Source organism: Psychroserpens algicola (assembly GCF_014526325.1).
Classification (GTDB): domain Bacteria; phylum Bacteroidota; class Bacteroidia; order Flavobacteriales; family Flavobacteriaceae; genus Psychroserpens; species Psychroserpens algicola.
In genome coordinates this window covers 722,723-749,573 of the sequence record NZ_JACNMJ010000001.1, presented here as the reverse complement: position 1 = coordinate 749,573, position 26,851 = coordinate 722,723, and the positions used below count along the sequence as shown (strand labels likewise).

Annotated in this window: 23 protein-coding genes; 16 read left to right on the top strand and 7 right to left on the bottom strand. The window is 35.3% G+C overall.

What is annotated here, in order from left to right; translation table 11 throughout:
- Positions 1 to 17: 17 nt before the first annotated feature.
- The 7 genes from hemB to hemA form a co-directional block, all read right to left on the bottom strand.
- On the bottom strand, positions 18 to 1,007 hold the full coding sequence (gene hemB / locus H7350_RS03080) for a porphobilinogen synthase (RefSeq protein ID WP_204344402.1): 990 nt from the start codon (positions 1,005 to 1,007) through the stop codon (positions 18 to 20).
- 21 nt (positions 1,008 to 1,028) lie between these two features.
- On the bottom strand, positions 1,029 to 1,931 hold the full coding sequence (gene hemF / locus H7350_RS03075; protein ID WP_204344401.1) for an oxygen-dependent coproporphyrinogen oxidase: 903 nt from the start codon (positions 1,929 to 1,931) through the stop codon (positions 1,029 to 1,031).
- The gene (locus H7350_RS03070; RefSeq protein WP_204344400.1) at positions 1,921 to 2,460 is read right to left on the bottom strand and encodes a GNAT family N-acetyltransferase; all 540 of its coding nucleotides are present in this window, start codon (positions 2,458 to 2,460) and stop codon (positions 1,921 to 1,923) included. Before H7350_RS03070 ends, hemF begins: the two co-directional genes overlap by 11 nt.
- 1 nt (position 2,461) lies before the next feature.
- Complete coding sequence (locus H7350_RS03065) at positions 2,462 to 3,229, bottom strand: EI24 domain-containing protein (protein ID WP_204344399.1); 768 nt, start codon at positions 3,227 to 3,229, stop codon at positions 2,462 to 2,464.
- 142 nt (positions 3,230 to 3,371) lie between these two features.
- On the bottom strand, positions 3,372 to 4,397 hold the full coding sequence (gene hemE, locus H7350_RS03060) for a uroporphyrinogen decarboxylase (RefSeq protein WP_204344398.1): 1,026 nt from the start codon (positions 4,395 to 4,397) through the stop codon (positions 3,372 to 3,374).
- A gap of 49 nt (positions 4,398 to 4,446) precedes the next feature.
- Positions 4,447 to 6,024 (bottom strand): hydroxymethylbilane synthase, encoded by a 1,578-nt coding sequence (gene hemC, locus H7350_RS03055; RefSeq protein WP_204344397.1) that lies wholly within the window; start codon positions 6,022 to 6,024, stop codon positions 4,447 to 4,449.
- On the bottom strand, positions 6,017 to 7,279 hold the full coding sequence (hemA, locus tag H7350_RS03050; protein WP_204344396.1) for a glutamyl-tRNA reductase: 1,263 nt from the start codon (positions 7,277 to 7,279) through the stop codon (positions 6,017 to 6,019). The genes hemC and hemA overlap by 8 nt, the downstream gene beginning before the upstream one ends.
- A gap of 170 nt (positions 7,280 to 7,449) precedes the next feature.
- Between hemA and H7350_RS03045 the strand changes: the two genes are divergently transcribed.
- The 16 genes from H7350_RS03045 to H7350_RS02970 all read left to right on the top strand — a co-directional run bounded on the left by H7350_RS03045 (position 7,450) and on the right by H7350_RS02970 (position 26,847).
- The gene (locus H7350_RS03045) at positions 7,450 to 8,370 is read left to right on the top strand and encodes a helix-turn-helix transcriptional regulator (RefSeq protein ID WP_204344395.1); all 921 of its coding nucleotides are present in this window, start codon (positions 7,450 to 7,452) and stop codon (positions 8,368 to 8,370) included.
- A gap of 75 nt (positions 8,371 to 8,445) precedes the next feature.
- The gene (locus H7350_RS03040) at positions 8,446 to 9,039 is read left to right on the top strand and encodes a hypothetical protein (RefSeq protein WP_204344394.1); all 594 of its coding nucleotides are present in this window, start codon (positions 8,446 to 8,448) and stop codon (positions 9,037 to 9,039) included.
- Between the two features lie 50 nt (positions 9,040 to 9,089).
- A complete protein-coding gene (hemH, locus tag H7350_RS03035) occupies positions 9,090 to 10,121 on the top strand; it encodes a ferrochelatase (RefSeq protein ID WP_204344393.1) in 1,032 nt (343 codons plus the stop codon).
- Positions 10,121 to 11,473, top strand: a complete 1,353-nt coding sequence (locus H7350_RS03030) for an MATE family efflux transporter (RefSeq protein WP_204344392.1) — start codon at positions 10,121 to 10,123, stop codon at positions 11,471 to 11,473. Before hemH ends, H7350_RS03030 begins: the two co-directional genes overlap by 1 nt.
- 47 nt (positions 11,474 to 11,520) lie before the next feature.
- A complete protein-coding gene (locus tag H7350_RS03025) occupies positions 11,521 to 14,613 on the top strand; it encodes a WD40/YVTN/BNR-like repeat-containing protein (RefSeq protein ID WP_204344391.1) in 3,093 nt (1,030 codons plus the stop codon).
- Positions 14,613 to 15,161, top strand: coding sequence for a CopD family protein (locus H7350_RS03020; protein ID WP_204344390.1), 549 nt, complete (start codon positions 14,613 to 14,615; stop codon positions 15,159 to 15,161). Before H7350_RS03025 ends, H7350_RS03020 begins: the two co-directional genes overlap by 1 nt.
- A 45-nt stretch (positions 15,162 to 15,206) precedes the next feature.
- Positions 15,207 to 16,661, top strand: a complete 1,455-nt coding sequence (locus H7350_RS03015; RefSeq protein WP_204344389.1) for a sensor histidine kinase — start codon at positions 15,207 to 15,209, stop codon at positions 16,659 to 16,661.
- 14 nt (positions 16,662 to 16,675) lie between these two features.
- Positions 16,676 to 17,458: an enoyl-CoA hydratase/isomerase family protein gene (locus tag H7350_RS03010; protein WP_204344388.1), complete on the top strand. Its 783-nt coding sequence runs from the start codon at positions 16,676 to 16,678 to the stop codon at positions 17,456 to 17,458.
- Between the two features lie 80 nt (positions 17,459 to 17,538).
- Positions 17,539 to 18,612, top strand: coding sequence for a PA0069 family radical SAM protein (locus H7350_RS03005; protein WP_204344387.1), 1,074 nt, complete (start codon positions 17,539 to 17,541; stop codon positions 18,610 to 18,612).
- 387 nt (positions 18,613 to 18,999) lie between these two features.
- Positions 19,000 to 19,689, top strand: a complete 690-nt coding sequence (locus tag H7350_RS03000) for a hypothetical protein (RefSeq protein ID WP_204344386.1) — start codon at positions 19,000 to 19,002, stop codon at positions 19,687 to 19,689.
- Between the two features lie 715 nt (positions 19,690 to 20,404).
- Complete coding sequence (locus H7350_RS02995) at positions 20,405 to 21,070, top strand: sensor histidine kinase (RefSeq protein WP_338105753.1); 666 nt, start codon at positions 20,405 to 20,407, stop codon at positions 21,068 to 21,070.
- A 3-nt stretch (positions 21,071 to 21,073) separates the two neighbouring features.
- Positions 21,074 to 21,715 carry a response regulator transcription factor gene (locus H7350_RS02990; protein ID WP_204344385.1) on the top strand — a complete coding sequence of 214 codons (642 nt, stop codon included), beginning with the start codon at positions 21,074 to 21,076 and terminating at the stop codon, positions 21,713 to 21,715.
- Between the two features lie 337 nt (positions 21,716 to 22,052).
- On the top strand, positions 22,053 to 22,361 hold the full coding sequence (locus H7350_RS02985; RefSeq protein WP_204344384.1) for a hypothetical protein: 309 nt from the start codon (positions 22,053 to 22,055) through the stop codon (positions 22,359 to 22,361).
- A gap of 12 nt (positions 22,362 to 22,373) precedes the next feature.
- Positions 22,374 to 23,042, top strand: coding sequence for a C40 family peptidase (locus tag H7350_RS02980; RefSeq protein ID WP_204344383.1), 669 nt, complete (start codon positions 22,374 to 22,376; stop codon positions 23,040 to 23,042).
- Between the two features lie 12 nt (positions 23,043 to 23,054).
- A complete protein-coding gene (locus tag H7350_RS02975; protein WP_204344382.1) occupies positions 23,055 to 24,110 on the top strand; it encodes a peptidoglycan-binding domain-containing protein in 1,056 nt (351 codons plus the stop codon).
- A 37-nt stretch (positions 24,111 to 24,147) separates the two neighbouring features.
- Positions 24,148 to 26,847, top strand: coding sequence for a hypothetical protein (locus H7350_RS02970; protein ID WP_204344381.1), 2,700 nt, complete (start codon positions 24,148 to 24,150; stop codon positions 26,845 to 26,847).
- Positions 26,848 to 26,851: the final 4 nt, after the last annotated feature.

Here is a 26,851-nt window from a genome sequence, read left to right as displayed (position 1 = left end):
GTTTTAGTATTGCGAATTTACGATAATAATTTTACAACATCTTTGGCAAAGTAACTCGCAATTATATCAGCACCAGCACGTTTAATCGCAGTAACTTGTTCAAACATCACAGCGTCATGGTCTAACCAGCCTTTTTCGGCGGCAGCTTTAAGCATCGCATATTCTCCGGAAACCTGATAAACAGCCACAGGAACATCAACTTCATTTTTAATTTCTCTAACAATATCTAAATAGCATAAACCTGGTTTTACCATCACAATATCAGCACCTTCATCGATATCCATTTCAGTTTCTTTTAAAGCTTCAAAACGGTTGGCAAAATCCATCTGATAGGTTTTTTTATCCTTCGGAATATCTTTCACATCTGCAGGCGCAGAGTCTAAAGCATCACGAAACGGACCATAAAATGCTGAGGCATATTTAGCCGAATAGCTCATAATTCCAGTATCGGTAAATCCATCATCTTCTAAGGCTTCTCGTATAGCTAAAATACGACCATCCATCATATCGCTTGGTGCGACAAAATCGGCACCAGCCTGAGCATGAGATAGGCTCATTTCTGCTAAGACATCAACGGTATCGTCGTTGACTATAATGCCGTTTTGAATAATACCATCATGACCATATGACGAATAAGGATCAAGTGCCACATCGGTCATGACTAACATTTGTGGACACACATTTTTTACGGTTTTTATGGCGCGTTGCATGAGTCCGTCAGGATTTAAAGCTTCAGTGCCTTTATTGTCTTTTAATTGGTCTGGTACTTTTACGAAGAGTAACACCGATTTTAAACCTAGTGCCCATAACTCTTTGACTTCGTGTTCTAATAAATCAAGGCTAAAGCGATAATAGTTTGGCATCGATGGAATTTCTTGTTTAACGCCTTTTCCTTCAACGACAAAAAGTGGCACAAGAAAATCATTAGGTGTAATAATGGTCTCACGAACTAAGCTTCTAATCGCTTCGTTGGTTCTTAATCTTCGGTTTCGTCTAAGTGGAAACATAGTAGTATATTTTTTAATGTCTTAAACCCAATCAATAGGGTTTTGTAATACGTTTATTAATTTTTCTTCGTCGCTGCCTTTTTCTGGGTGATGGTCATAAACCCATTGGACATGAGGTGGTAAACTCATCAAAATACTTTCAATACGACCGTTGGTTTTTAATCCGAAAAGCGTGCCTTTATCATGAACGAGATTAAACTCTACATAGCGACCACGTCTAATTTCCTGCCAATCCCGTTGCGCTTTGGTGTAGTCTAAACCTTTTCTTTTTTCAACAATGGGCACATAGGCCTCTAAAAAACTGTTACCAACTTCGGTGACAAAGTCGTACCAGTTTTGCATGTTCATCGCATCTGTTTGTTTGCAATAGTCGAAAAACAAACCACCAACACCACGACCTTCATTTCTGTGAGCGTTGTAAAAATAGTCGTCACAACGCGCTTTATAATTTTGATAAAATTCTGGATGGTGTTTATCGCAAGCAGTTTTGCAAGTTTGGTGAAAATGTGTCGCATCGTCTTCAAACAGATAATAAGGCGTTAAATCTTGTCCGCCACCAAACCATTGATCTACAATATTACCTTTTTGATCATACATTTCAAAATAGCGCCAGTTGGCGTGAACAGTTGGCACCATTGGGTTTTTAGGATGCAGAACAAGACTTAGTCCGCAGGCAAAAAAATCGGCATCCTTAACACCAAAATAGGCTTGCATAGACTCAGGAAGTTTTCCATGAACCCCAGAAATATTAACACCACCTTTTTCAAAAACAGCACCATTTTCTATGACACGTGTTCTTCCACCACCACCTTCAGGACGTTTCCAGAGATCTTCTTGAAATGTCGCTTTACCATCAATGGCTTCCAGCTTTGAAGTGATGGTATCTTGTAAGTCGTGTATGTAGTTGAAAAATTTATCTTTCATTTTTATATAATTCGTATAGTTCCATATCCAGAGCTATTTCTCCAGGAGGAGTAAAACTTTTATCTAATGTTTTTTGCCATTTAAAAGCATTCTTTTTAGCAACTCTAACGCTTGGTATATTGTCTTTATGTACAATGATTTGAAGCGTATTTAAACCTATGGTTTCAAAGGCATATTGCAATAAAACTTCTATTGATTTTGATGTTAAGCCTTGCCCTTCAAAAGGATACCCAATGCAATAGGCAAATTCTCCCTGCTTATTGTCCAAATCGATTTCTTTGATGTATATGAGTCCGGCAAGTTCACGTGTTTCCGTTTTTTTTAGAGTGAATAAAAACTCAGACTTGTTTTCAAAGGCTTTGACTTTTTTTTCAACAAAAAATTGAGAGAGCGTCGGGTTTAAATTTTGTTCTAAGGTTTTTGGGAAATAGCGTTTTAAGCGATCGGCATTGGCCACCATAAAGTCACAGATTTTCCAGGCATCACCACTGTGGATAGGGTTGATTTCAAAACCGTCGAACTGTATCATTTTACACTAAGGTTTTATGACCTCCTAACAGTTGGTCGTCTTTAAGCAGATTTACCGTTTTTAAGGATGCTGCTGTGACACTCATTGGTAATACTAAAATTACGCCTATAACCGGAATTAATAAAAAGAGCATAAATACGATACCATTTCCAATCGCAACTCCTCTGTATTTTCTCACAAACTGAATACTTTCTCTGTATTTAAAATGGCGTTCTAGTGTATAATCCATATTACCAAAACCTGCATAATACGCCTGAATCAAAAACAATAAGACCGTAGAAAAAATATTGATTACGGGAATAAATTTTAAGAGTAAAATAGGGAGTGTGATTAGAAGTTCTTTGCCTAAATTTCGCATATTGATTCTAATCCCTCTCCAGAGTTGCTCTTTAAACGAGGTGTTTCTGTGATGGTGTTTTTCTATACCTGTGAGATGAGCTTCTATTTTTTCGGATACTGGACTCATAAATGGCGCAGACAATGCCATTATAATGTGTTTGTAGAGAATCAAACCAATAGCGATTATGATAATGCCTCCAATAACACTTGTTACAGATGTAAAGGTGTCTTTTCCCCAATCCCAAATCCAGACCTTTGCCAGAAATCGACCAAGATTATCTGATAAACCATAGGCTGTAAATCCAATTATAGTTGCAGTGATGATACTAATGATGATAGGAATAAAAAAGTATTTCCAAAGCTTTAATTTTGAAATTAATGCCAAAGCACCTGAATACGCCTGGATGCCTTTTAGAATATTTTTTATCATAACACTTTAATTACGTCTGTTTTAAATTAGGACTAAAGTAACCATTGTATCTCAATTTTGCGTTAGCGATGGAGCCTTTGTTGGAGCTCATCTTTGATAGCGACTGGTGAGAGCGCGACCTTTAGGTAACGCCCAACGCAACTTATGCCCTATATTCTTTTACAGCATCAATAAACGCCTTCGCGTGATCTAACGGAATATTAGGTAAAATACCATGACCTAAATTTACAATATATCTGTCTTTACCAAAATCATCAATCATCTGGTGGACCATTTTTTTAATGTCTGAAGGCGGAGAAAACAAACGTGTCGGGTCAAAATTACCTTGTAAAGTAATGTTTCCGCCAGTTAAATAGCGTGCGTTTTTGGCAGAGCAAGTCCAGTCGACACCCAAAGCAGAAGCACCAGATTTTGCCATGGTGTCTAATGCAAACCAGCAGCCTTTTCCGAAGGCAATCACAGGCGCATCGGCTTTTAACGCATCAATAATTTGTTGAATGTACTGCCATGAAAACTCCTGATAATCAACAGGTGATAACATGCCTCCCCAAGAATCGAACACCTGAACAGCATTACATCCTGCTTTTACTTTTTCTTTTAAATAAGCAATGGTAGTATCGGTGATTTTTTGCAATAATTGATGTGCCGCCACAGGGTTTGTAAAGCAAAACTCTTTGGCTTTATCAAAATTTTTAGAGCCTTGACCTTGCACGCAGTAACATAAAATCGTCCACGGCGAACCTGCAAATCCGATTAACGGAATCTCGTCGTTTAATTTTTCCTTAGTCGCCTTAATGGCTTGATACACATAGTTTAAAGCTTCTTTAACATCGGGAACAATAACTTTGTCGACGTCTTTTTGAGTGCGAACCGGATTTGGTAAATAAGGTCCGAAATTAGGTTTCATCTGGACTTCAATATTCATGGCTTGTGGAATGACCAAAATATCGCTGAATAAAATAGCGGCATCCATCCCGTAACGACGAATCGGTTGTACAGTAATTTCACTGGCAAGCTCAGGCGTTTGGCAACGTGTGAAAAAGTCATACTTTGCTTTGATTTCCATAAATTCTGGAAGGTAACGTCCTGCTTGACGCATCATCCAAACTGGTGGACGCTCAACGGTTTCGCCTTTTAGTGCTCTTAAAAATAAATCGTTTTTTATCATTGTTTTTTATTCCTTTAAAATGCTGAACTTGATTCAGCTTGACGCTTCGTTATTCAAAATACTGGTTGACCAGCGCGATGACACTTTCTACCGTTGGAACTTTAGCAATTCTAACATCTTTAAAATGTCTGCGGGCTTCTTTTGCAGTAGTTTCTCCTATGCAAAATGCAGTAATATCATCATTTTCATTTTCCTGTTTGTAGCTTTGAACTGTTGACGGACTATAAAACATAACCCCTTTAACCGTGTCTTTAATTTTAACAGCATCATACTTAGTCTCATAAGCGGTTACTTCATTGACTTCAATTTGATTGTCTTTTAAAATTTCAGGCAATTCATCTAAACGAATATCGCTACAGAAATAGGTGACTTGAGTCCCTTCAATATAGTCTACTAAATATTCGGCTAAGGCTTTAGCGTTGTTTTCGGTATGTTTTACAGGACCTATTTTACGTTCTACCAATCGCTTGGTTCGTCGGCCTACACAATAGATGTTTTCAAATTGTAATTCTTGAGGTGCAAAGTTGGTTAGCAAGGCCTCAACAGCATTTTTGCTGGTAATGATTACATTTTTTGGCATTGGTCGTAAGACTTTATGCGTCATACGATTGAGGCTGATTTTTATAAAATCGGTACTATCAGAAACCACAGCATCATGAAACAATTGTTTTTGATCATCGGTTAAGGTTTTGGTCGAAAATATACTAACCTCCTGAGATGATTTTTTTAAATCGTCCATTAAGCGCTTTCCGCCACGCTCGATTATAAAATCGGAACAAAACTGAGCGAGTTCATCGTGTTTACCTAAAGCGACAGTACGTTGGACTTCTATTTTTTTACTTCCATCAAGACTTAATAAGATGCCTTGAAAATGGACTTCTTCCTCTTTTACAAAAGCTAAAGCGCCAATTGGTGCTGAGCATCCACCTTCTAAGCGATTTAAGAATTCACGTTCTATAGATGTTGCAATTTGAGTGTCTTCATGATTAATCTCTTTGCAAATTGTACGTATTTCTTCATCATTTTCAAGCGCTGCAATCATAACGGCTCCTTGGGCAGGCGCAGGAATCATCCACTCTAAATTAAAGCTTTCTTCAGGCTTCATATTGAGGCGACCTAAACCCGCTGCAGCGAAAATAGCGCCATTCCAGTCGTTGTCTTCTAATTTTTGTAAACGTGAATTTACATTGCCACGCAAACCAACGATAGTATGTGTTGGATAACGATTAAGCCATTGTGCTCTACGACGTAAGCTTCCGGTTGCAATCACAGCATCACGTTGTGATAAAAACTCTTCGTTACTTTTAAATACTAAACAATCTCTAACATTTCCGCGTTTTAAAACGGCCGCCTGAACAATACCTTTAGGTAATAAAGTTGGGACATCTTTTAACGAATGTACAGCAATATCAATCTCGCCATTGAGCAATGCGATATCTAATGTTTTAGTAAATACGCCAGTAATACCCAACTCGTAAATAGGTTTATCAAGTACAATGTCTCCTGTAGATTTAACAGGAACGAGTTGTGTTTTGTGACCTAAATGTTCGAGTTGTGATTGTACGGTTTTGGCTTGCCATAGCGCTAATTCGCTATCGCGAGTTCCAATTCTTATGAGTTTAGACATTGTCTTTTGTAGCTTCTAGTTGAAACACTTTTTTTATGAGTTCGAGGCTTTCATCTGTAGAAACATCATCGCCTTTTAAATGATGTGCAAAGTGATTGGTAATTTTCTGTATGATGTTATTGCTAATCACTTCGGCTTGCACCTCATTGAAATCACTCATTTTTTTGCGTTGTGTATCTAATTCGGCAGTAGCAAAATCTGCTAATTTATGTTTTAACGCTTTTATAGTTGGTGCAAATTTTCGGGTTGCTAGCCAAGCGTTGAAATCGGCTTTAATGTCTTCAATGATGGCTTCGGCAACAGGAATATAGGCTTTTCTGCGTTCTAAAGTTTCATCAGTAATTTGAGATAAATCATCAAGGTGTACTAAAGTTACATTATCTAATTCGGTAACGTTGTGATTTACGTTCTTCGGAATGGACAAATCTAAAATCAATAAAGGCTTTGACGATTGAATACACAATTTATCTACTGTTGGATTTTGAGCGCCTGTAGCAACGATTAAGATGTCAGAGGTGTTGATTTCTTCCTGAAGATTCGCATAATCTTTAACCAGCACATTAAATTTACCAGCAACGGCTAAAGCTTTATCTTTAGTACGGTTGATTAATGTGATGTGCTCATTTTTGGTATGCTTTACTAAATTTTCACAGGTATTTCTTCCAATTTTACCAGTGCCAAAGAGTAGAATGTTTTTTTCAGAAACGTTTTCAATCGTATTTAAAATGTATTGCACTGACGCAAAAGAGACTGATGTTGCACCAGATGAGATTTCGGTTTCTGTTTTGATACGTTTTGAAGCTTGAATCACTGCATTGATTAAGCGTTCAAAAAACGGATTGAATAAGTTGTGTTTTTTAGATAGTCTTGCACAAATTTTTAACTGACTTATAATCTCAAAGTCACCAAGAATTTGACTATCTAATCCTGAGCCTACACGAAACATATGTGAAACAGCATCTTTGTTTTTATACACATAAGCCACACGTTGAAACTCTTCAACAGTTCCTACCGTATTATCACAAAGCAATTGAATGAGTTGAAAAGGATGTTCAGCAAATCCGTAAATTTCAGTTCTGTTACATGTTGAAGTTACTACAATGCTCTCAATACCATTTTGTTTAGCTTGTTCTAATACCGCAAGTTTTGCTGTATCGTCCAAACTAAAATGACCACGTATTTCGGCATCGGCTTTTTTATAGCTGAGACCAATCGCGTAAAATGTAGTGCCTTTTGACGTATTGTAGTGCTCCATACCTGATTTGGAAAATTACGAGAACAAAAATAGTAAGGTCAATGGATAAAAAACAACGCTAGAAGAACTTTAAGTATCGTTTCTGGTTTTTTATTGGCATTTCTTCTGATACTATGATAAATGTCATATTTTTGTAGTAAAATCAACACTTTAAATCATTTTTGTTTAGAATGAATCTAAATAACATTAAAAATAATTCGGAAGATTCTGGCTTAAAAAACATCGCTAGCGGTTCGTTTAATGAAACAAAATTAGACGATGGGTTTTTTGTGCTGACTTATCAAAATGAAACGGACGAGGTGCAAACTGTTGAACGTGAGATTGATAGTCGGTTTATTCAATTTCACTTCTGTATTAAAGGATCGAGTGAATTTATTTTCAATAATGGAAATTACCGACTTAAAATAGAAGAAGAAAACTCGTTGTTGTTATATAATCCGCAACGTGATTTACCTATTCATTTGGAGGTACATGCTAAGTCCTGGTTGGTGTCGATACTGGTATCAATTAAAAAATTTCATGGGTTATTTTCACAAGAAGCAGATTATATCACTTTTTTAAGTGATGATAACAAGGATAAAAAGTACTATAAAGACGGAAAAATAACACCATCGATGGCGATTGCCTTAAATCAGTTAATCAACTATAATTTAAATTCGTCTATCAAGCACCTTTACTTTAAAGGTAAAGCCTTAGAGCTTTTAAGTTTGTATTTTAACAGAAGTGAAGATGCCGATATTGAGCAATGTCCGTTTTTAGTTGATGAAACTAATGTGATTAAAATTCGCAAAGCAAAAGATATCATCATTGCTCGAATGGCCGAACCGCCAACACTTCAGGAATTATCTGATGAAATTGGGCTGAGTTTGAAAAAACTCAAAGAAGGCTTTAAGCAAATTTATGGTGACTCTGTATTCAGTTTTTTGTTCGATTATAAAATGGAAGTCGCTAGAAAACTCCTGGAAGCAGGTAACCATAATGTTAATGAAGTCGGACTTAAAGTTGGCTACAGTACATCGAGTCATTTCATTTCAGCATTTAAAAAGAAATATGGCACAACACCTAAAAAGTATTTGATGGCTTTGGGTTAAACTTATACTAAGAATAGTAAATCTCATTAAACATAACAATTACTGTCGTATTTTTGCAAAAACAAAACCATTTATATGAAACTTTTTACAACCCTATTAATTAGCTTATTATTTACGCTGTCAAGCTTCTCACAATCTCAGGCAGAAATTAGAAAACATGCCCAAACGTATTATGACTACATGACCAATCAAAATTTTGATGGGGTTTTAGATTATATGTATCCAAAAGTATTTGAAGTCGCATCCAGAGAACAAATGAAGGCTGGAATGGAACAAATGTTTAGCTCTAAGGATATGACAATTGAGTTTGTTTCAAACAACGTTACGAGTGTTACAGATAATAAAGTATATGAAGGTGTAACTTACGCTGCTGTATTCTATAACAGTAAAATGCGAATGACATTTGTGTCTGAAAAAGATAAACCTGAGGAGGATAGAAAAGGCTTTTTAGACTTTATGAAAGCTACTATGGATTCTCAATTTGGTGCTGATAATGTGACTTCAGATTTTAAAACAATGTCATTGGTTGTCAATATGGATTCTAGCATGTTTGCTATTAAAGATCCAAAATATAAGGATTGGAAATTTATTGGAAATGATGACGCTATGAAACAATTAGTAGATACAATTGTTCCTGAAAAGATCAGAACAGATTTACTAAAGAAGTAACTAGTAGCACTCAAAGTATTATTTCAAAACTGCTAAAATAAAAGACATACATGAAAGGAGTTTTACTCGTCAATTTAGGATCGCCAGATAGTCCTGAGCCTAAAGATGTCAAAAAATATTTAGGTGAATTTTTAATGGATGAACGCGTTATCGATGTCCCGCTTTGGGCAAGAACGCTCTTGGTTAAAGGAATTATTTTAAACACACGACCAAAAGCATCTGCAGCTGCGTATAAAAAAATATGGTGGGACGAAGGGTCTCCGCTTATTGTGCTTTCTGAAAGGCTACAAGATAAAATTCAAGAACAGGTAGATTTTCCTGTTGCTCTAGCAATGCGCTACGGAAGTATGACTATTAAAAAAGGACTTCAGGAATTGGTCGATAAAGGCGTTGATGAGGTGTTTTTAATTCCGTTGTATCCGCAGTTTGCAATGGCTACTACCGAGACTATTTTAGTCCTGGCTGAAGAGATTCGACAAGCCCATTTTCCGCAGTTAAAAATTCAGGATTTAAAAGCGTTTTACAACAATACAGATTATATCGAAGTGCTTTCAAATTCTATCGCTCGACATTTAGAAGGGAAAGATTATGAGCATTTATTATTCTCTTATCATGGTGTTCCTGAGCGTCATATTAGAAAAAGTGATATCACTAAATCACATTGCAAAATTGATGGTAGTTGTTGTGCTACGCCATCACCAGCTCACGAATTTTGCTACAGACACCAATGTTTGGAAGTCACACGTCTTGTTGGTGAAAAACTCAATTTAAAAGAAGGCACCTTTTCAACGTCCTTTCAATCGCGTTTAGGATTTGACCCATGGTTACAACCTTACACCGACCGAACCATTGAACGTTTAGGAAAAGAAGGTATTAAAAAAATGGCGATAGTCACACCAGCATTTGTTAGCGACTGCTTAGAAACACTTGAAGAAATCGCAATGGAAGGGGAAGAAATTTTCCATGAAATGGGCGGACAAGATTTTACAACGGTTCCATGCTTAAATGACGATAAAGCATTTGTTGATTTACTATCAAAATGGATTAACGAATGGGCAACTTCTACAAGTATTGAAGCATAATGGCAAAAACCTCCTCTAAAGATTTAGGAACGCAACCCATAGGGCAACTTTTAATTAAGCAGGCGGTTCCAGCGTCTATAGGGATTTTAGTCATGTCGCTCAATATTTTAGTTGACACCATTTTTGTGGGTCAATGGATTGGTGCTACAGCTATAGCTGCCATTAATGTGGTGCTTCCAGTGTCCTTTTTTATTGCCGCTCTAGGAATGGCAATTGGTGTTGGAGGTTCATCTATTATTTCTCGAGCTTTAGGTGCAGACAACAAACCAAAAGCTTTAAAAACATTCGGAAACCAAATCACGCTTACATTTTTATTTACAATTTCGTTTGCGGTTTTCGGACTCTATTTTGTGGATACACTTATTCCTGCTTTTGGAGGAAAAGGGAACATCTTCGATCCGGCAAAAATCTATTATGAGATCATTCTTTATGGTGTGCCTGTTTTAGGATTCGTCATGATGGGTAATAATGTGATTCGAGCTGAAGGCAATCCTAAATTTGCAATGTACGCCATGTTGATTCCATCCATCGGAAATTTACTTTTCGACTACATCTTTATCAACGTGTTAGACATGGGAATGGAAGGAGCAGCATGGGCAACCACAGGCTCTTATATTGTGTCGTTTCTGTTTATTCTATGGTACTTTTTGTCGAAAAACTCCGAATTAAAAATCAACCTATCACATTTCAAATTAAATAAAACGATAGTTTCCGAAATAGGATCTTTGGGCTTCGTAACATTAGCAAGACAAGCTGTAGTAAGTGTGACCTTCTTACTCGTTAACAATGCCTTATTCAATTTTGGAGGTGAAACTTCAGTAACGGCTTATGCCATTGTTGGTAGAATGATGATGTTTGCGCTATTTCCTGTATTTGGTATCACCCAAGGATTTATTCCAATTGCAGGCTATAATTATGGTGCTCAACAATTTGACCGTGTTAAAGAAGTTATTTTTACGGCTATAAAATACGCCACACTTTTGGGTGCGATTGTATTTATTGGTTTGATGGTTTTTCCAGAAGTGATTACTAAATGGTTTACAACCGATATGGATGTTGTTAAGGTGACACCAAACAATATGCGATGGGCCTTTGCTGCAGTTCCTATTGTCGCTTTGCAACTTATAGGAGCAGCTTATTTTCAGGCGGTTGGTAAGGCTTTACCTGCTTTACTTTTAACCTTAACAAGACAAGCTATTTTCTTTATTCCGCTGATGTATATACTGCCTCTATTTTTTGGTGAACTCGGTATTTGGATGTCGTTTCCAATATCAGATGTACTGTCAACACTCGTTACGGCTTTCTTCTTGCGTCGTGAAGTGAAGTTAAAATTAAATAAGTCTGTAGCATAGTATTTTTTTATGCTTATTTTTAAGCTATCATTAAAACCATCCAAACAATGCGACTAATTACCTTATTCTTGTGTGTGTTTCTCTTCGGAAATGTAACACAACTCGACGCCCAATCTTTTGATGAATCCCAATATGATGCTTTAGAGTATCGCCTTCTCGGCCCTTTTCGTGGCGGACGAAGTGCTGCTGTAACAGGTGTGCCTAACAAACCAAACCTGTATTATTTTGGTTCAACTGGTGGAGGCATTTGGAAAACACAAGATGGCGGACGAAGCTGGGACAATATTTCTGATGGATTTTTCGGCGGAAGTATTGGTGCTATTACAGTTTCAAAAAGCGATCCTAATGTGATGTATGTTGGCGGCGGAGAAAAAACGGTTCGTGGTAATGTATCTTCTGGTTATGGCATTTGGAAAAGTGTCGATGCCGGAAAAACATGGACGTCTTCTGGATTGAAAAATTCACGTCACGTACCGCGAATTTCGGTCGATCCAACGAACCACAATATCGTTTATGCTGCTGTTTTAGGAAACATCTATAAGCCCACTACAGACAGAGGTGTTTATAAAAGTATTGATGGTGGGAAAACCTGGAAGAAAACTCTATTTGCTAATGAACAGGCTGGTGTTGTCGATTTATTGATTGACCCAACAAACCCAAGAATTTTATATGCTTCAACCTGGCGTGTGCAACGTACACCTTATAGTTTAAGTTCAGGAGGTGAAGGTTCTGCACTGTGGAAAAGTACAGATAAAGGTGAAACCTGGACCGAAATTTCAACCAAAAAAGGCTTTCCGGAAGGCACACTCGGTATTATTGGTGTAACGGTTTCTCCAGTGAATAATCAACGGGTTTGGGCAATCGTTGAACATAAAGATAAAGGCGGTTTATACAGAAGTGATGATGGTGGCGAAACCTGGAATCAAGTCAATAGCGAACGAAAATTGCGTCAGCGTGCCTGGTATTATACACGGGTTTATGCTGATACTAAAGATGTCGATGTGGTATATGTCTTAAATGTACGTTATCATAAAAGTACCGATGGTGGAAAGTCATTTGAAACTTACAATGCGCCTCATGGCGATCATCACGATTTATGGATTGCTCCAGAAGATCCCAACCGAATGATTATTGGAGATGATGGTGGAGCTCAAGTTACATATGATGGAGGTGAAACCTGGAGTACTTATCACAATCAGCCTACATCTCAGTTTTATCGGGTGACTACAGATAATCATTTCCCTTATCGTATTTATGCGGCACAGCAGGATAATTCAACAGTTAGAATTCCGCATAGAACTGACGGACGTTCAATTACCGAAGACGATTGGGAAAGTACAGCAGGAGGAGAGTCGGCTCATATTGCTATCGATCCCGAAGATAATGATATTGTGTATGGTGGAAGTTATGACGGATTTTTAACACGAGTTAATCACAAACGCGGAACAATTAGAGCTATCAATGTTTGGCCAGATAACCCGATGGGTCATGGTGCCGAAGGTATGAAATATCGTTTTCAGTGGAATTTTCCTATTATATTTTCAAAACACAACCCAGATCGTATGTATACCTTTTCACAACATGTACATGTGACCGAAAATGAAGGGCAATCCTGGGAGATTGTGAGTCCGGATTTAACCAGGAACGCTCCTGAAAAGTTAAAATCATCAGGTGGACCAATCACTCAAGATAATACATCTGTGGAGTATTACTGTACCATTTTTGCTGCTCAGGAATCACCAATTACTGAAGGATTACTTTGGGTTGGAAGTGACGACGGATTAGTTCATGTTACCAGAGATGGCGGAAAAAACTGGGAGAATGTAACACCTAAAGGAATGCCAGAGTGGATGATGATTAATAGTATTGAACCAAGTGCTTTTGATGCAGGAACCTGCTATGTGGCTGGGACTAAATATAAAACAGGAGATTTTGCGCCATATTTATATAAAACGACCGATTATGGTAAAACCTGGAAGAAGATTACTGACGGCATTGATCCCGAGCATTTTACAAGAGTACTTCGTGAAGACCCGAAAAAGAAAGGCTTGCTGTATGCAGGAACAGAAACAGGCATGTATATCTCATTTAATGATGGTAAAACCTGGAAGCCGTTTCAGTTAAATCTTCCAATTGTACCAATTACAGATTTAGCTTTAAAAGACAATAATTTGATCGTAGCTACTCAAGGACGAAGCCTTTGGATTATTGATGATTTGACCGTTTTACATCAGTTGTATGGTTCTAATTCTGAAGCGTCTCAACTTTTTAAGCCTAAAGACACGTATCGTATGGATGGTGGTTATAGACAAGGCAGTAAAACCGCAGGAACTAATCATCCTAATGGTGTGATGACTTATTTTAACTTAAAAAATTATGATGCCGAAACTGATGAAGTATCCTTAACTTATTTCGATACTAAAGGCGATACCATTAAAACGTTCTCTTCAAAAAACAAAAAGAAAGATAAGTTAGAGGTGAAGAAAGGGATGAATCAATTTGTTTGGAATATGACTTATGATGGTGCCGAAAAACTCGATGGCATGATTCTCTGGTGGGCAAGTTTAAGTGGTCCTAAGGCTATTCCTGGAACCTATAAAGTACATTTAAATGTGAATGGGGAATCAACATCACAATCATTTAATATTCTTGCCGATCCGAGAGCAGAAAGTACGCAAGCCGATATGCAAAAGCAGTTTGAATTTATTAAAGATGTTAATGCAACTATGGATAATGCTCACAAATCCATAAAGAAAATTAGAACTATCAATAAACAACTCACGGCTTTTGAAACCCAATATAAAGACAATGACAACTTAAAACAGTTGTTAGAAGATGCAAAAAGTCTCAAAGAGGACTTTACCAAAATAGAAGAAGCCTTGTATCAAACGAAAAACAGAAGTGGTCAAGACCCATTGAATTTTCCAATTAGATTAACCAATAAATTAGGGCACTTAAATTCATTAGTTAGTATGGGAGATTTTCCGCCAACAGATCAAGATATTGCTGTTAAAGATGAATTGACGGCTAAAATCAATGAGCAGTTAAATGTATTTAATGGGATGATTGCAGACCGAATTAGTCAGTTTAATAAAGATTTCAATGCTAAAAATTTAAACTATTTATTTGTAGAAGATTAATGGAGTATTACAATTATATAAAAGCACTACATCTTATTTTTATTATTACCTGGTTTGCAGGTTTGTTCTATATTCCTAGGTTGTTTGTATATCAAATAGAAGCATTTCAAAAACCATCGCCTGAAAAAGAAATTCTTGGGAGGCAACTTAAATTAATGGCGAAACGCTTATGGAATATCATCACTTGGCCTTCGGCAATACTAGCCACTTTTTTTGCTGTTTGGTTATTGGTTTTAAACCCAGTGTTGTTAAAGCTACCATGGATGCATGTGAAGTTAACCTTTGTTGTTTTGCTAATTTTATATCATTTAAAAACACATCAGTTTTATAAGCAATTGCAACGGGATGAGGTAAATAAAACATCAAATTTTATGAGGTTATGGAACGAAGGTGCTACTTTTATTTTGTTTGCAGTGGTGTTTTTAGTTATTCTGAAAAGTGCCATCAATTGGGTGTTTGGAGTTATAGGAATTTTGGCCCTTGGAATTTTACTGATGTTAGGTTTTAAATGGTATAAAAATATTAGACGTAAAAACCCTGATGCTTGATAATGGCTCAATTATTGATACATTTAAGGAACTACAAAAATTAAGATGAGATTAAATAAATTGTCTTTAAGAGTCCGCATTTTCATTGCTATGATATTATTGGTGCTCATTGCATCTATACTTATAGCAGGTGTGACCATATATCAATATAACGAAGAAGCAATTGATTATCACAAAGAGCGTTTAGAGCGCAAAGAAAAAGCCATAATTAGTGATATTAACTATGTGATTAGAGAAACAACTTATCCTGTTGAAACAGATAAAGTGCCTCTTATTTTTAAAGATGAAATTTATAGAATTGCTGAAATACATAGTTTAAGAATTAACCTATATAATACCGATGGCACGCTTTTAATTACGTCGAAAGCTAGTTTTGCAAACGATTCAATCTCAAGATGTATAGAGACCGATGTTTTAAATGAAATTTCTAATACGGCCGAACATCGGTATGTTGTGAAAAATCAGAAAAACGGTGAAACATTTCAGTCGTCCTATTCCTATTTATACGATACCAAATCTAAGCCATTAGCGATATTAAATTTACCGTATTTAGAAAATGACGATTTCTTAAATAAAGAGCTTAACGAGTTTTTAGAACGTTTGGGTTATGCGTATTTATTTATGATGCTAATTGCCATAATCTTAGCTTTTTTATTATCAAAGTATATTACCCGAACCTTAAAAACAATTTCCGATAAGATTAATGAAACGCGTTTAGAAAAACGTAATAAAAGAATTGATATCACATCATCCAGTGAAGAAATATCAACCTTAGTCAATTCTTATAATAGTATGATTGATGAGCTAGAGGAAAGCGCAGTAAAGTTAGCGACAAGCGAACGAGAGCAAGCATGGCGAGAAATGGCTAAGCAGGTTGCTCACGAGATTAAAAACCCCTTAACTCCTATGCGATTGAGTGTTCAGAGCTTTCAGCGAAAATTTAATCCCGAAGATGAACATATCCATCAAAAAGTAGATGAATATAGTCAAACGCTTATTCAGCAAATAGACACCATGAGTTCTATAGCTTCTGCCTTTTCCAATTTTGCTAAGATGCCAGCTCAACAAAATGAAACACTTAATGTGTCAAACATTGTTAAATTAGGCTTAGATATTTTTAGCGAAGATTATATACGATTTTCTTCTGAAGATGATACCATCATGGCAAATTTTGATCGTACGCAATTGATACGTGTTGTTACCAATTTGGTTAAAAACGGAATTCAAGCTATCCCAGAAGACAAAATTGATCCGTTAATTGAAGTCAGAGTATCATTAGAAAATGAGATGGTAAAACTAACTGTAAAAGATAACGGAGTTGGTATTTCCGAAGAAAATGAAAGTAAAATCTTTGAACCCAAATTTACCACAAAAACCAGCGGAATGGGACTAGGACTAGCTATGGTTAAAAATATTGTTGAAACTTATAAAGGAAATATTACCTTTACATCTCAACAAGGCAAAGGAACCATTTTTACGGTTACATTTCCGAAGATTTAATAAGACAATACATTATGACTTACCAGAATATTTTATCACAGACAAGTAACGGAATTACTCAAATTACGATCAATAGACCAAGTAAACTTAATGCACTTAATAGAGATACTATTCAAGAATTACACGATGCACTTGAAGTTGCAAACGAGAGTAAGGATACAAAAGTCATTATTATAACTGGAAGTGGTGAAAAAGCTTTTGTGGCAGGAGCCGATATTAGTGAATTTGCAGATTTTGATGTTAAAAAAGGAGGAAAATTAGCAGCAAAAGGACAAGAGTTATTGTTCGATTATATCGAAAATTTATCGACACCTGTAATTGCTGCAGTTAATGGTTTTGCTCTAGGAGGTGGTTTAGAATTGGCTATGGCTTGTCATTTTAGAGTTGCAAGTATTAATGCAAAAATGGGCTTACCAGAAGTTTCTCTTGGTGTTATTCCTGGCTATGGTGGGACACAGCGTTTACCACAATTAGTAGGTAAAGGTCGTGCTATGGAAATGATTATGACAGCCGGAATGATAGACGCAAATAAGGCCTTAGAATATGGTTTGGTAAATCATGTTACTGGTGAGGGTGAGTTGATAGCACTTGCTGAAAAGATAGCTGGTAAAATTATGAGAAATTCTTCTGTGGCAATTAAAGGCGCTATCAAATCGATTAATGCAAACTATAAAGATGGCGTCGATGGTTTTAAAACAGAAATTAAACAATTTGGTAAGTGTTTTGGAACCGAAGATTTCAAGGAAGGAACTTCAGCATTCTTAGAAAAGCGTGAAGCTGATTTTCCAGGACAATAAAAAACAATTTGTTGATAAAAGAAATATAGTGTGATTTTTTGTATTATATAATTTTGTAATTTTACAAAAAATCACAAAATATGTTTAAAAAATCTCTCATAAAAGGTCGTGGTGCTCAACAAAATGTACACAATCGTTTTTTTGAATTGAGTCACGAACAGCGTGATGATTTTTTAGAGTATTGTTATAAAGAGGGTGAAGTTCCTGATCAAAATAAAACCTTATACCTTCAAGTATTTCCTAAAACTATAGTCAATAAAGTGAAGAGTCCAGATGTTGGGATGGCGTATTCAATGAATATGTATCAAGGCTGTGAGCATGGTTGTATTTACTGCTATGCTAGAAATAGTCATGAGTTTTGGGGATTTAGTGCTGGTTTAGATTTTGAACGACGAATTTTAGTTAAAAAAGATGCGCCAAAATTATTAGAAGCCTATATCAAGCGTAAAAGCTGGAAAGCTTACCCTATTATTATGTCTGGAAATACAGATTGCTATCAGCCTGCGGAACAACAATTTCAAATTACAAGACAATGTTTAGATGTCTTTTTAAGATATAAACACCCAGTAGGTATTATTACAAAAAATGCTTTAATTCTTAGAGATTTAGATATGCTTAAGGCTTTAGCTCAGGATAATTTGGTAAGTGTAAATGTGTCTATTACATCTTTATCTGAGACCACTAGACGTATTCTTGAACCTAGAACAGCAACCATAAAAAAACGTCTGGAAACGGTTAAAGTTTTAAGCGATAATGGTATCCCAGTTAACGTAATGTTAGCACCAATAATCCCATCTATTAACAGTCATGAGATTTTACCATTAGCAAAGGCGGTTTCTGAAGCTGGAGCATCAAGTATAGCCCATACCATTGTTAGATTGAATGGAGCGATTGGTGAAATTTTCACAGACTGGATTCATAAAACCATGCCAGATAGGGCAGACAAGGTATTGCATCAAATTGAAAATTGTCATGGCGGCACACTCAATGATTCACGTTTTGGGCAACGCATGAGAGGTGAAGGGCAAATTGCCAAGCAAATTAATGATCTTGTGGCATTAGCACGACTTAAATATTTTAAAGGGAAATCTATACCTAAGCTTAACACTGAATTACATGAGATTTATAAGGATGGTCAGATGAAGTTATTTTAAATTTTTTGCTTTAAATCATTGTTAGAATATCATAGCTGTCAAGCTCAAATAAAATGAGTTTAATGGCTTAAAACGCCGTATCCATCTCTTTTCAATTTTATAAATAAAAATATATTGTATTGAAAATCAATTATTTGTATATTTATTAGGGAAGAATATATACGTAGAACTACGTACAAAAAAGACCAAATAATTAGCTTAATTTTAATTACAAAGCATCTATAACTACTTTCAAAAAATCAAGATGTTTTTTACTCTTGTTTTTGCTTTGAGTTGGATGATGAAATACAACAAAAAAACAGGACATTCACGCTATCACTTTAGGGGTTTTTCCTGCCATTATATAACATCGTACAAATTAACTTTAACATCTCAAAAACAGCTAACATGAAAACTTTTTATCGCTCATCCGTTATTTTATTACTAATAGTAATTGCTGTCTTTTCTTGTGAGAAAAAGAAAAAACAGACATTCGATAATTTATTTAAAAAGCATATCATCTCAGAACAACAAGGCATTGATATGTTCCACGAATTTCATAATAGTAGAACCAATTTAATTGAACCTATTCTACAAAACCATTACAACGATAGTACTTTTCAAGATACCAAATTTGTTTGGGTTTCTTTAGATGATATGAAAACATACATCCATTTTGTTGAGACGATACAAAAGGAAAACCCTACAAAGGATGTTAGCGGACTACGTCTATATTTTGCTGCATATCCAAATTCAAATGAATTTAATGGGAAACGTATTAAACATCCGAGACAGCAGACTTTTTTCATGATACCAACTGTTAAAAATAAAAGATCAACAGAAAAAAATGTCAACTTAAATCATTTACCATTTGTTATTGAATCCAAAGGAGATAATGTATTAAAAGGGTCTTTTAAAATCGTCGAAGAACTCATGTTGGATTACGATAAGAAGCTTCGATTAGATACTTATAACAAAACAGATATTAATTTAGAAAGTAGTTTTGGTGCAAGAAGCCTATTAGCCCAAGAAAGTAATAAAACGACCATCAGTACAATCTTTAATGAAGGAGAAATGTCTCCGCCACCTAATAATTAATTAATATGTTGATAGAGGTGTCGTCTTTTTCATTAAGGAGTAGTATTAAGTACATAGAACTGATAGTTGCAATTATTGGAACTATTTATTACTTCAAATACAAGCGCACTTTTCTAAAGTATTTTTTAATTATTTTATGGTATACAGCCATCAACGAGTTTTTCGGTTTTTTATTAAAAAAAATAGGATATACTAACAATATTATTATTTATAATGTTTTTCATTTCATTAATTTCTCGTTTCTGTTTTTACTATTCAACAGGTCTTTAAGCAAGGCAAAGCATAAACAATGGACTAAAATATTTTTACTAACCTATATCATTGGTTTTTTTATCAATTTATGTTTTGAAAATTATTTTATCCAAGTACAAACGATTCCTTTTTTAATGGCTTCAATTTTTCTAATCATAAGCATTGTATTTTATTTTTCAGAATTATTAAATACAAACGAGGTTTTGTTTGTTAAAAAAAACATCCTGTTTTGGATTAGTGTTGGCTACCTTTTATACCTATCAGGAAATCTTCCTATAAGAGTGATAAGAAATTATTTTACGGAAGTCGTAAACTTAGAGTACATTCTTGAAATTAGTAGTATTTTAAGTATAATATTAAATGTTTGTTTTATTATAGGATTTATATGGGGAGAGAAGAACAAACAATATTAGTAGCAGTTTTTACACTCGTATTTCTGTGTTTAATACTAGTGGTTTTATTTTTGATTTTTCAAAAACGTAAAAATACTTTACTGTTAAAGCAGAAAGAAATTGAAAAACATTTTGAACAAGAAATAGCCAAAACGCAAATAGAAATAAGAGAAGAAACCTTTAGAAATATCAGTTGGGAATTGCACGATAATATAGGTCAATTGTTAACCTTAGCCAAAATACAATTACAAAACGCATCTGATATTGAAGAGGTCAAAGACACATTGAATAAAGGATTAACTGAACTGAGATCACTTTCTAAACAAATTAATCCTGATGTGCTCAAGAAAATGAAGTTTACAGAGGCTATAGCTCAAGAAATAGAGCGTTTTAACAGGCTTAATTTTATCAATGCTTCTATTCAGATTGAAGGTCAAGAAAAAAAAATAAATGAAAAAACTGAAATTGTATTTTTTAGGATTTTGCAAGAGTTTTTTTCAAATACAATCAAACACGCTAAAGCAAGTAATCTTGTTGTCAAAGTAAATTACAAACCTGAAGAATTATTAATTACAGCCAAGGACAACGGACAAGGATTTGACTCTGAAAAAAAGAATAATTTCTCAGGGATTGGGTTAAACAATATTAAAAATAGAGCACAGCTGGTTAATGCCAATGTTTCAATTTTTTCTAAACCAAATATAGGCACCAAATTAATAATTACATATAAATATTAACCTATGAAAACACATCATGTAATTATCGTAGAAGATCATATATTGCTTTCACAAGCTATAGCTGGTCTAGTAAATTCTTTTGACAATTTTGAAGTGCCTTATATCTGTAAAAATGGGGAGGAACTTTTAACACAACTTAAAAATTCGAATACGCTTCCTGAAATTGTATTAATGGATGTAAACATGCCAATTTTAAATGGTATCGAAACTACCAAAATTATTAAAAAAGAATATCCCCAAATTAGCGTCATTGCACTTTCGGTAGAAGGCAATGATGAAACTATTATTAAGATGCTAAAAGCTGGAGCTAAAGGCTATTTATTAAAAGATGTAGAAAAAGAAGTTCTAGAAACAGCACTAAAAGAAGTCTTAGAAACTGGGTATTATCATACCAAGAATGTGGCTAATATTTTAATAAACTCTTTAAATGATGAAGGGCCTTCTGAAAACAAATTAAAAGAACGAGAAATTGAATTTATTAAATTAGTTTGCTCTGAACTCACATATAAAGAGATTGCCGAAAAAATGTTTTTAAGTCCGAAAACTATTGATGGGTATCGAGATACCTTATTTCAAAAACTCCATATTAAAAATAAAATTGGACTAGTACTTTATGCCATCAAAAATAAAATTGTGAATTTGTAATTTAATAAGACCAACTTCCCTAAGATGCGACATAGAATAAAGTCCTCTAAACAAAAACTCATGCAGTAAATTCATCTTGAGTTTTTAATAGTTGCTTGTAAAGCATTATATACTATAATTCACTAACTATTTATGTGTCATAAAACCCCTTTTTTTTAAAGGGGTTATTTTTTTGTGCTAGAGGAATTTCCCATATCTGATAAGGTTTTTTCTTTCTTAAATACAGGAATATAACCACCTGAAAAACAGTATTTTATATTTCAAATATAATACAATCTGTTAGTACTTTTACTTACAATTTAGAACGAATATTTACGAGTAAAAATACAAGACTACAATGATCACTTATCCAGCAAAAATTCATAGGTACACTATACAAACATCTCCTTCAAAAACCGCTATAAGGTTATATGGATTTGAAACGAGTCATAAAGATGATGATGAAAATCAGAGTCAAAGCATCATTGCCGATTTCCAATTTTCTTCAAAACCTATGGAAAAACACAAACCTGCTTTTATAAACCGAGGCGGTTTTATCAATGTAACATATCCGTTATCAATGCTGCCTTCAATATTAACATTACTTCATCTTAGCGATGTATTGATTATCAATGCCGATGGAGAACTTACAAATCATAATATCTAATATCAGAACGCCATGAGTAGTTTAATTCACATAGCATCAAAGGAAATTGGAACGAGAGAGATTCCTGGTAGACAACATAATCCGAGAATAGTATCATATGCACAAGAATCGGGCTTTAATCATATAAACGATGATGAAACTCCTTGGTGTAGCATTTTTATGAATTGGATTGCACAACAAGCTGGCTTAGAATCTACAAAATTAGCTAATGCGAGATCCTGGTTAAATGTAGGGGTTCCGGTATCACACCCAGAGCCAGGAGACATTGTGATATTTTGGAGAGAATCTCCAAATTCATATAAGGGACATGTTGGCGTATTTATGGGATATTCTCAAGATCAAACGAGAATTTACACACTTGGTGGAAATCAATCCAATCAAGTAGGTGAAACTGCTTATGCTGCAAATCAGCTTTTAGGTTTTAGAAGATTAAGACCTATAAAGAAAATGAAATTAAGCACTAAAGTTTTAAAACGAGGGAGTACTGGAGTTGAAGTAGAGCAATTACAAGATGCCCTAAAATTATGTGGTTTTAAACCAGGTACTTCAGATGGTATTTTCGGGCCAAAAACCGAGGCGGCTCTTAAAATATTTCAAACTACAATTCCAAATTTAACCATTGATGGGGTTTTTAATAGAGACACTCGCAAGGCAATGCTTGGACAATTATCAACTTTATAAAAACTAATTAAAATGTCACAATATTCATTTACAATTTCCGACCAAGTTTTAAGACAAGTATGTCATTTCAACAGTATAGATATTCATAACAGAGAAGATGAAATGATTCTTTTTGCAATTAGAGGAGCTTTACCTGCAGCAAATGATGTGTGTCTTTTAGATTATTCAGACCATATAAAGTTTGAAAGTGATCATTTATTACAGCGAGTTGGAGTTAATTACTATTATCCACGATGTGTGATAGGACAATGGTTACCTGCACAACAAAAAATCGCTGTTTTTCCAGGAAGCACAGTTCCTAACTTAAAAGTTGTGCAACGAAATAGAAAGAGAAAACATCAATTCAATTGCATGGTTCCTGGGTTTTATGACTATAGAAAAGGACAACACCCTAGAAGTAATTCTGGATACCAACCTCATAGGGCGCTTAGGCTTAATAGCCAAATCACTTTAAGAAGAGCCAACTATACCTTACAATCAGGTCAGCCTGTTATCGATTATGGTCCTACCGCATCAATTTCAGTAAGTAACCCTGGAGATAATATTCATTGTGCCAGAAACAACCCAAACACAACAAGAGTTAGATCTATTAGAGGGACAAACTATTCGCCAATATTTTGTATGTCTGATTACTACAGCAGTTATGGCTGTCAAGTTATTGTCGGTTGCCCACCACAGTATATTCCTAGAGGTCAAAGTAATGGCGACTGGAATGCTTGGGATAAATTTATAAGTAACGCTTATGACCATTTTGCTGAAAATCAAACCAATTTTAAATACTTGCTATTAGACAGTGCCGATGTCTTAGCTATTTCTGAGGCTAATTCATCAGACCCTACATTATTTAAAGTCTTACATGGCTCTACAGGGTCTCAAGTAGAACGACTTCAAAGAGGTTTAACTCGAATGAGAAGTTCTAGAACAGGAAACCCATATTATTCTGGCACTATTGATGGCGATTTCGGAAGTGGAACGGCTCAAGCTCTTATCAGGTTTCAAAAAGACACATTAAACGGTAGCGCATTAGGTTACGCTAATGAAAGCACTTTTAGGAGCTTAGGTGTATAAAAATTAGCAAAATATATAATCAAAAAAAACAGAAATCATGTTAAATATAGAAAAACAAGAAGTTATTCAAGGGTGCGTCGTTTATCAAGATTATACAGATCCAAATAGTTTTTATTGTTTACCAGAAGAAAAAGCCAAAATAGCAGATGATGGTAAAGGTATTCAGTATATGGTGTATACTGATAATGACATTATAGAAGGGGACGACCCCAATTTTGATAATGATGAGTCTAGAGTTGGTGGCTTCCTAACACTTCAAGTAGAACTAGGACCCTCACAAGATAAATTTGAAGCCATTAAAAGTGAACTTGTTTCAAAATATGGTGATGGCGTTAACCTCTCTTTAGTGCCTTTTAAAGATGGCGATGTAAAACTCGTCATGTTTGGAACTGATGGCTCAGACGAAAATAATACAGAAGATTTAAAAGTAACGATAGCGGGTTCAACAAAACCATCTTTAAACTTGAGGCAAACGGCTGTGTTTTCAGTTCGACTCAGTAACAAACCAGCCCAAGCCATGTGGAATATGCTTCAACAAAAAGGGCAAACTCAAGTTTCTGTGATATATGACCTTAGCTATTTAGGTGTTATGAAAGCTTATAATCTTGAGATTGAAGTAGATTTTAAAGCCACTGAAGACTTCTGGAACCATACCTTCGATTTGGATGCTAGCGTAAAAAATGATGATGTAAAAATAGCAGCAAGTGCTGATATAGATGTCATGATTCGAGCACTCATGAGCGAAGGCTCTATAAAAGTTAAAGAGACAATATACGCTCAAGGTGAATCACAAACTAGCCTTTTAGCTAATGATCCTTCTGGAATTGAATTGGTGAAAAAATTAATGGGACCAACAATCTTTCAAGCTACCGCTATTCCTACCGAAGATTATAGTGCAGCTATAAATGAAACTATTGCAGATAGAGTTAGAGATGGGGAAGGTGGCGATGCCGACGGTCCTCCAGGTGGTGATGAACAAGATGATCCACCTACAACTAATGACGAAGATGATACTGAAGAAGAAACAGACAATACCAATACTGACGACTCTGGAGATGGTGAAGAAGGAGATGAAGGAAGTGTTGACGGAACAGATACCGACAACGATAGAGAGGATACCGAAGATGGAGACGAGGATGAGACTGAAGACGATGACAGTGGTATAGATGAAACTGAAGATGAAGATACAGAAGACACTGGTGATAGCGCTGAAGATCAAGAAGGAGCAACAGGTGAAACAGATGAAACAAGTAATGATGATCAAGAACCATCAGATGCTATTACAACTCCTGATACTGAAGACGATGATGAAGACGACGACGATGATGACGATACCGAAGAGGATGAAACTGATGAAGCCTTTGACGTCGACATTAATGTTGGTTATACGTTAAGACGAAGAGAAATATCTGAACAAGTTAAACGAAAATTTACATTTAATAAATCTGAAGCCAAAACAATTAAATACCATCCTAACGGACCCTTATCTGTCGCAGGAACGTCATTTGATACAGATACTCAATTACTACTAGTAAAACTTGGAGAGGGACCTTTTAAAGAAATTGAATTAGAAGTTAGAGCAAGTTTCGATTTTGATGAGTATGATATTACAGAAGCCGTAGTTCACTTATCCTATGGTTATAAAGGTGATGAAGGTGATAAAACAAAACGCTTACATGAACATAGTTTAACCTTAGATAAAAATAATCTTAGTGATAAAATTAAATTCTTTGTAGATGACTACAGAACATTGAGTTATGATTATTATGTAGAGTTTATTCACAAAACAGGCTCAATTATCGGTAGTCCAGAGACGAAAGTAACTTCTCAAGTATTTGAAGATGAAACTAAACGTGATTTGAGTATCAATATGGATACACATTCACCGCTTATTCCAGTTGAAATCCAAACAGGAGAATTGCAATTTGAAGATGAAGGAATCCGATCTGTACAGGTGTTTCTCGCACCAAAAAAAGGTGGAAACGGACGAACTACAATTCTTAAAGAAGGTGAAGCAACCATGAAGCGCTACCTTATTCATCCACCCACAGAGAACCAATACGATTATTTTTTAAGAACAGAATTTTTCTTTAAAGATGAAAAATTAGTATTTGAAGAAGAAAACTTAAAAGACTCTCAAGTAATTGTTGATAGACCATTAGCTAGGATTTTTAGTATCACTCCTAATTTAGCTGGAAGCCACGATTTAATAAAACAAGCTTTAATTGATATTAAATATGCTACAGCTGATGCAGAAGAAAAGGAAACTACTTTAAATCTAACACCCGAAGACCCTAAAAAATCTTTCGCAGTGTTGGTTGAAGAAGACGATCCAAGAGCATGGAATGGTCGTAGTCGCTTTGTACTAAACGACGGAAGGCTTCTAGAAGGGGATTGGATTAACTATGATACCGAACAACCGCTTATAAACCTAGATAATAGTGGCTTCAGAACTTTAAAAGTGGCTTTGTTACTTGGAGCAACAACATTTAGCGGAAAATTAGTCGCTATTGAAGTGACCTTAACAAGTACTGATGAAGACCATCCTGGTAGTAGTGTATTGTTCTTAAACGAATCTACTTTAGAGCAAACAGCCATCATACCAAATGTGCCTGTAACAATCACACTTAATGCAGCAGTAAAATTATTTTCTGATGATGGAACTCAGGAAGAACTCAACTTTGTTGTACCTCCAAATTCACCACAGTTAATGCTGCCAATTACAACAATCAATTAAGATA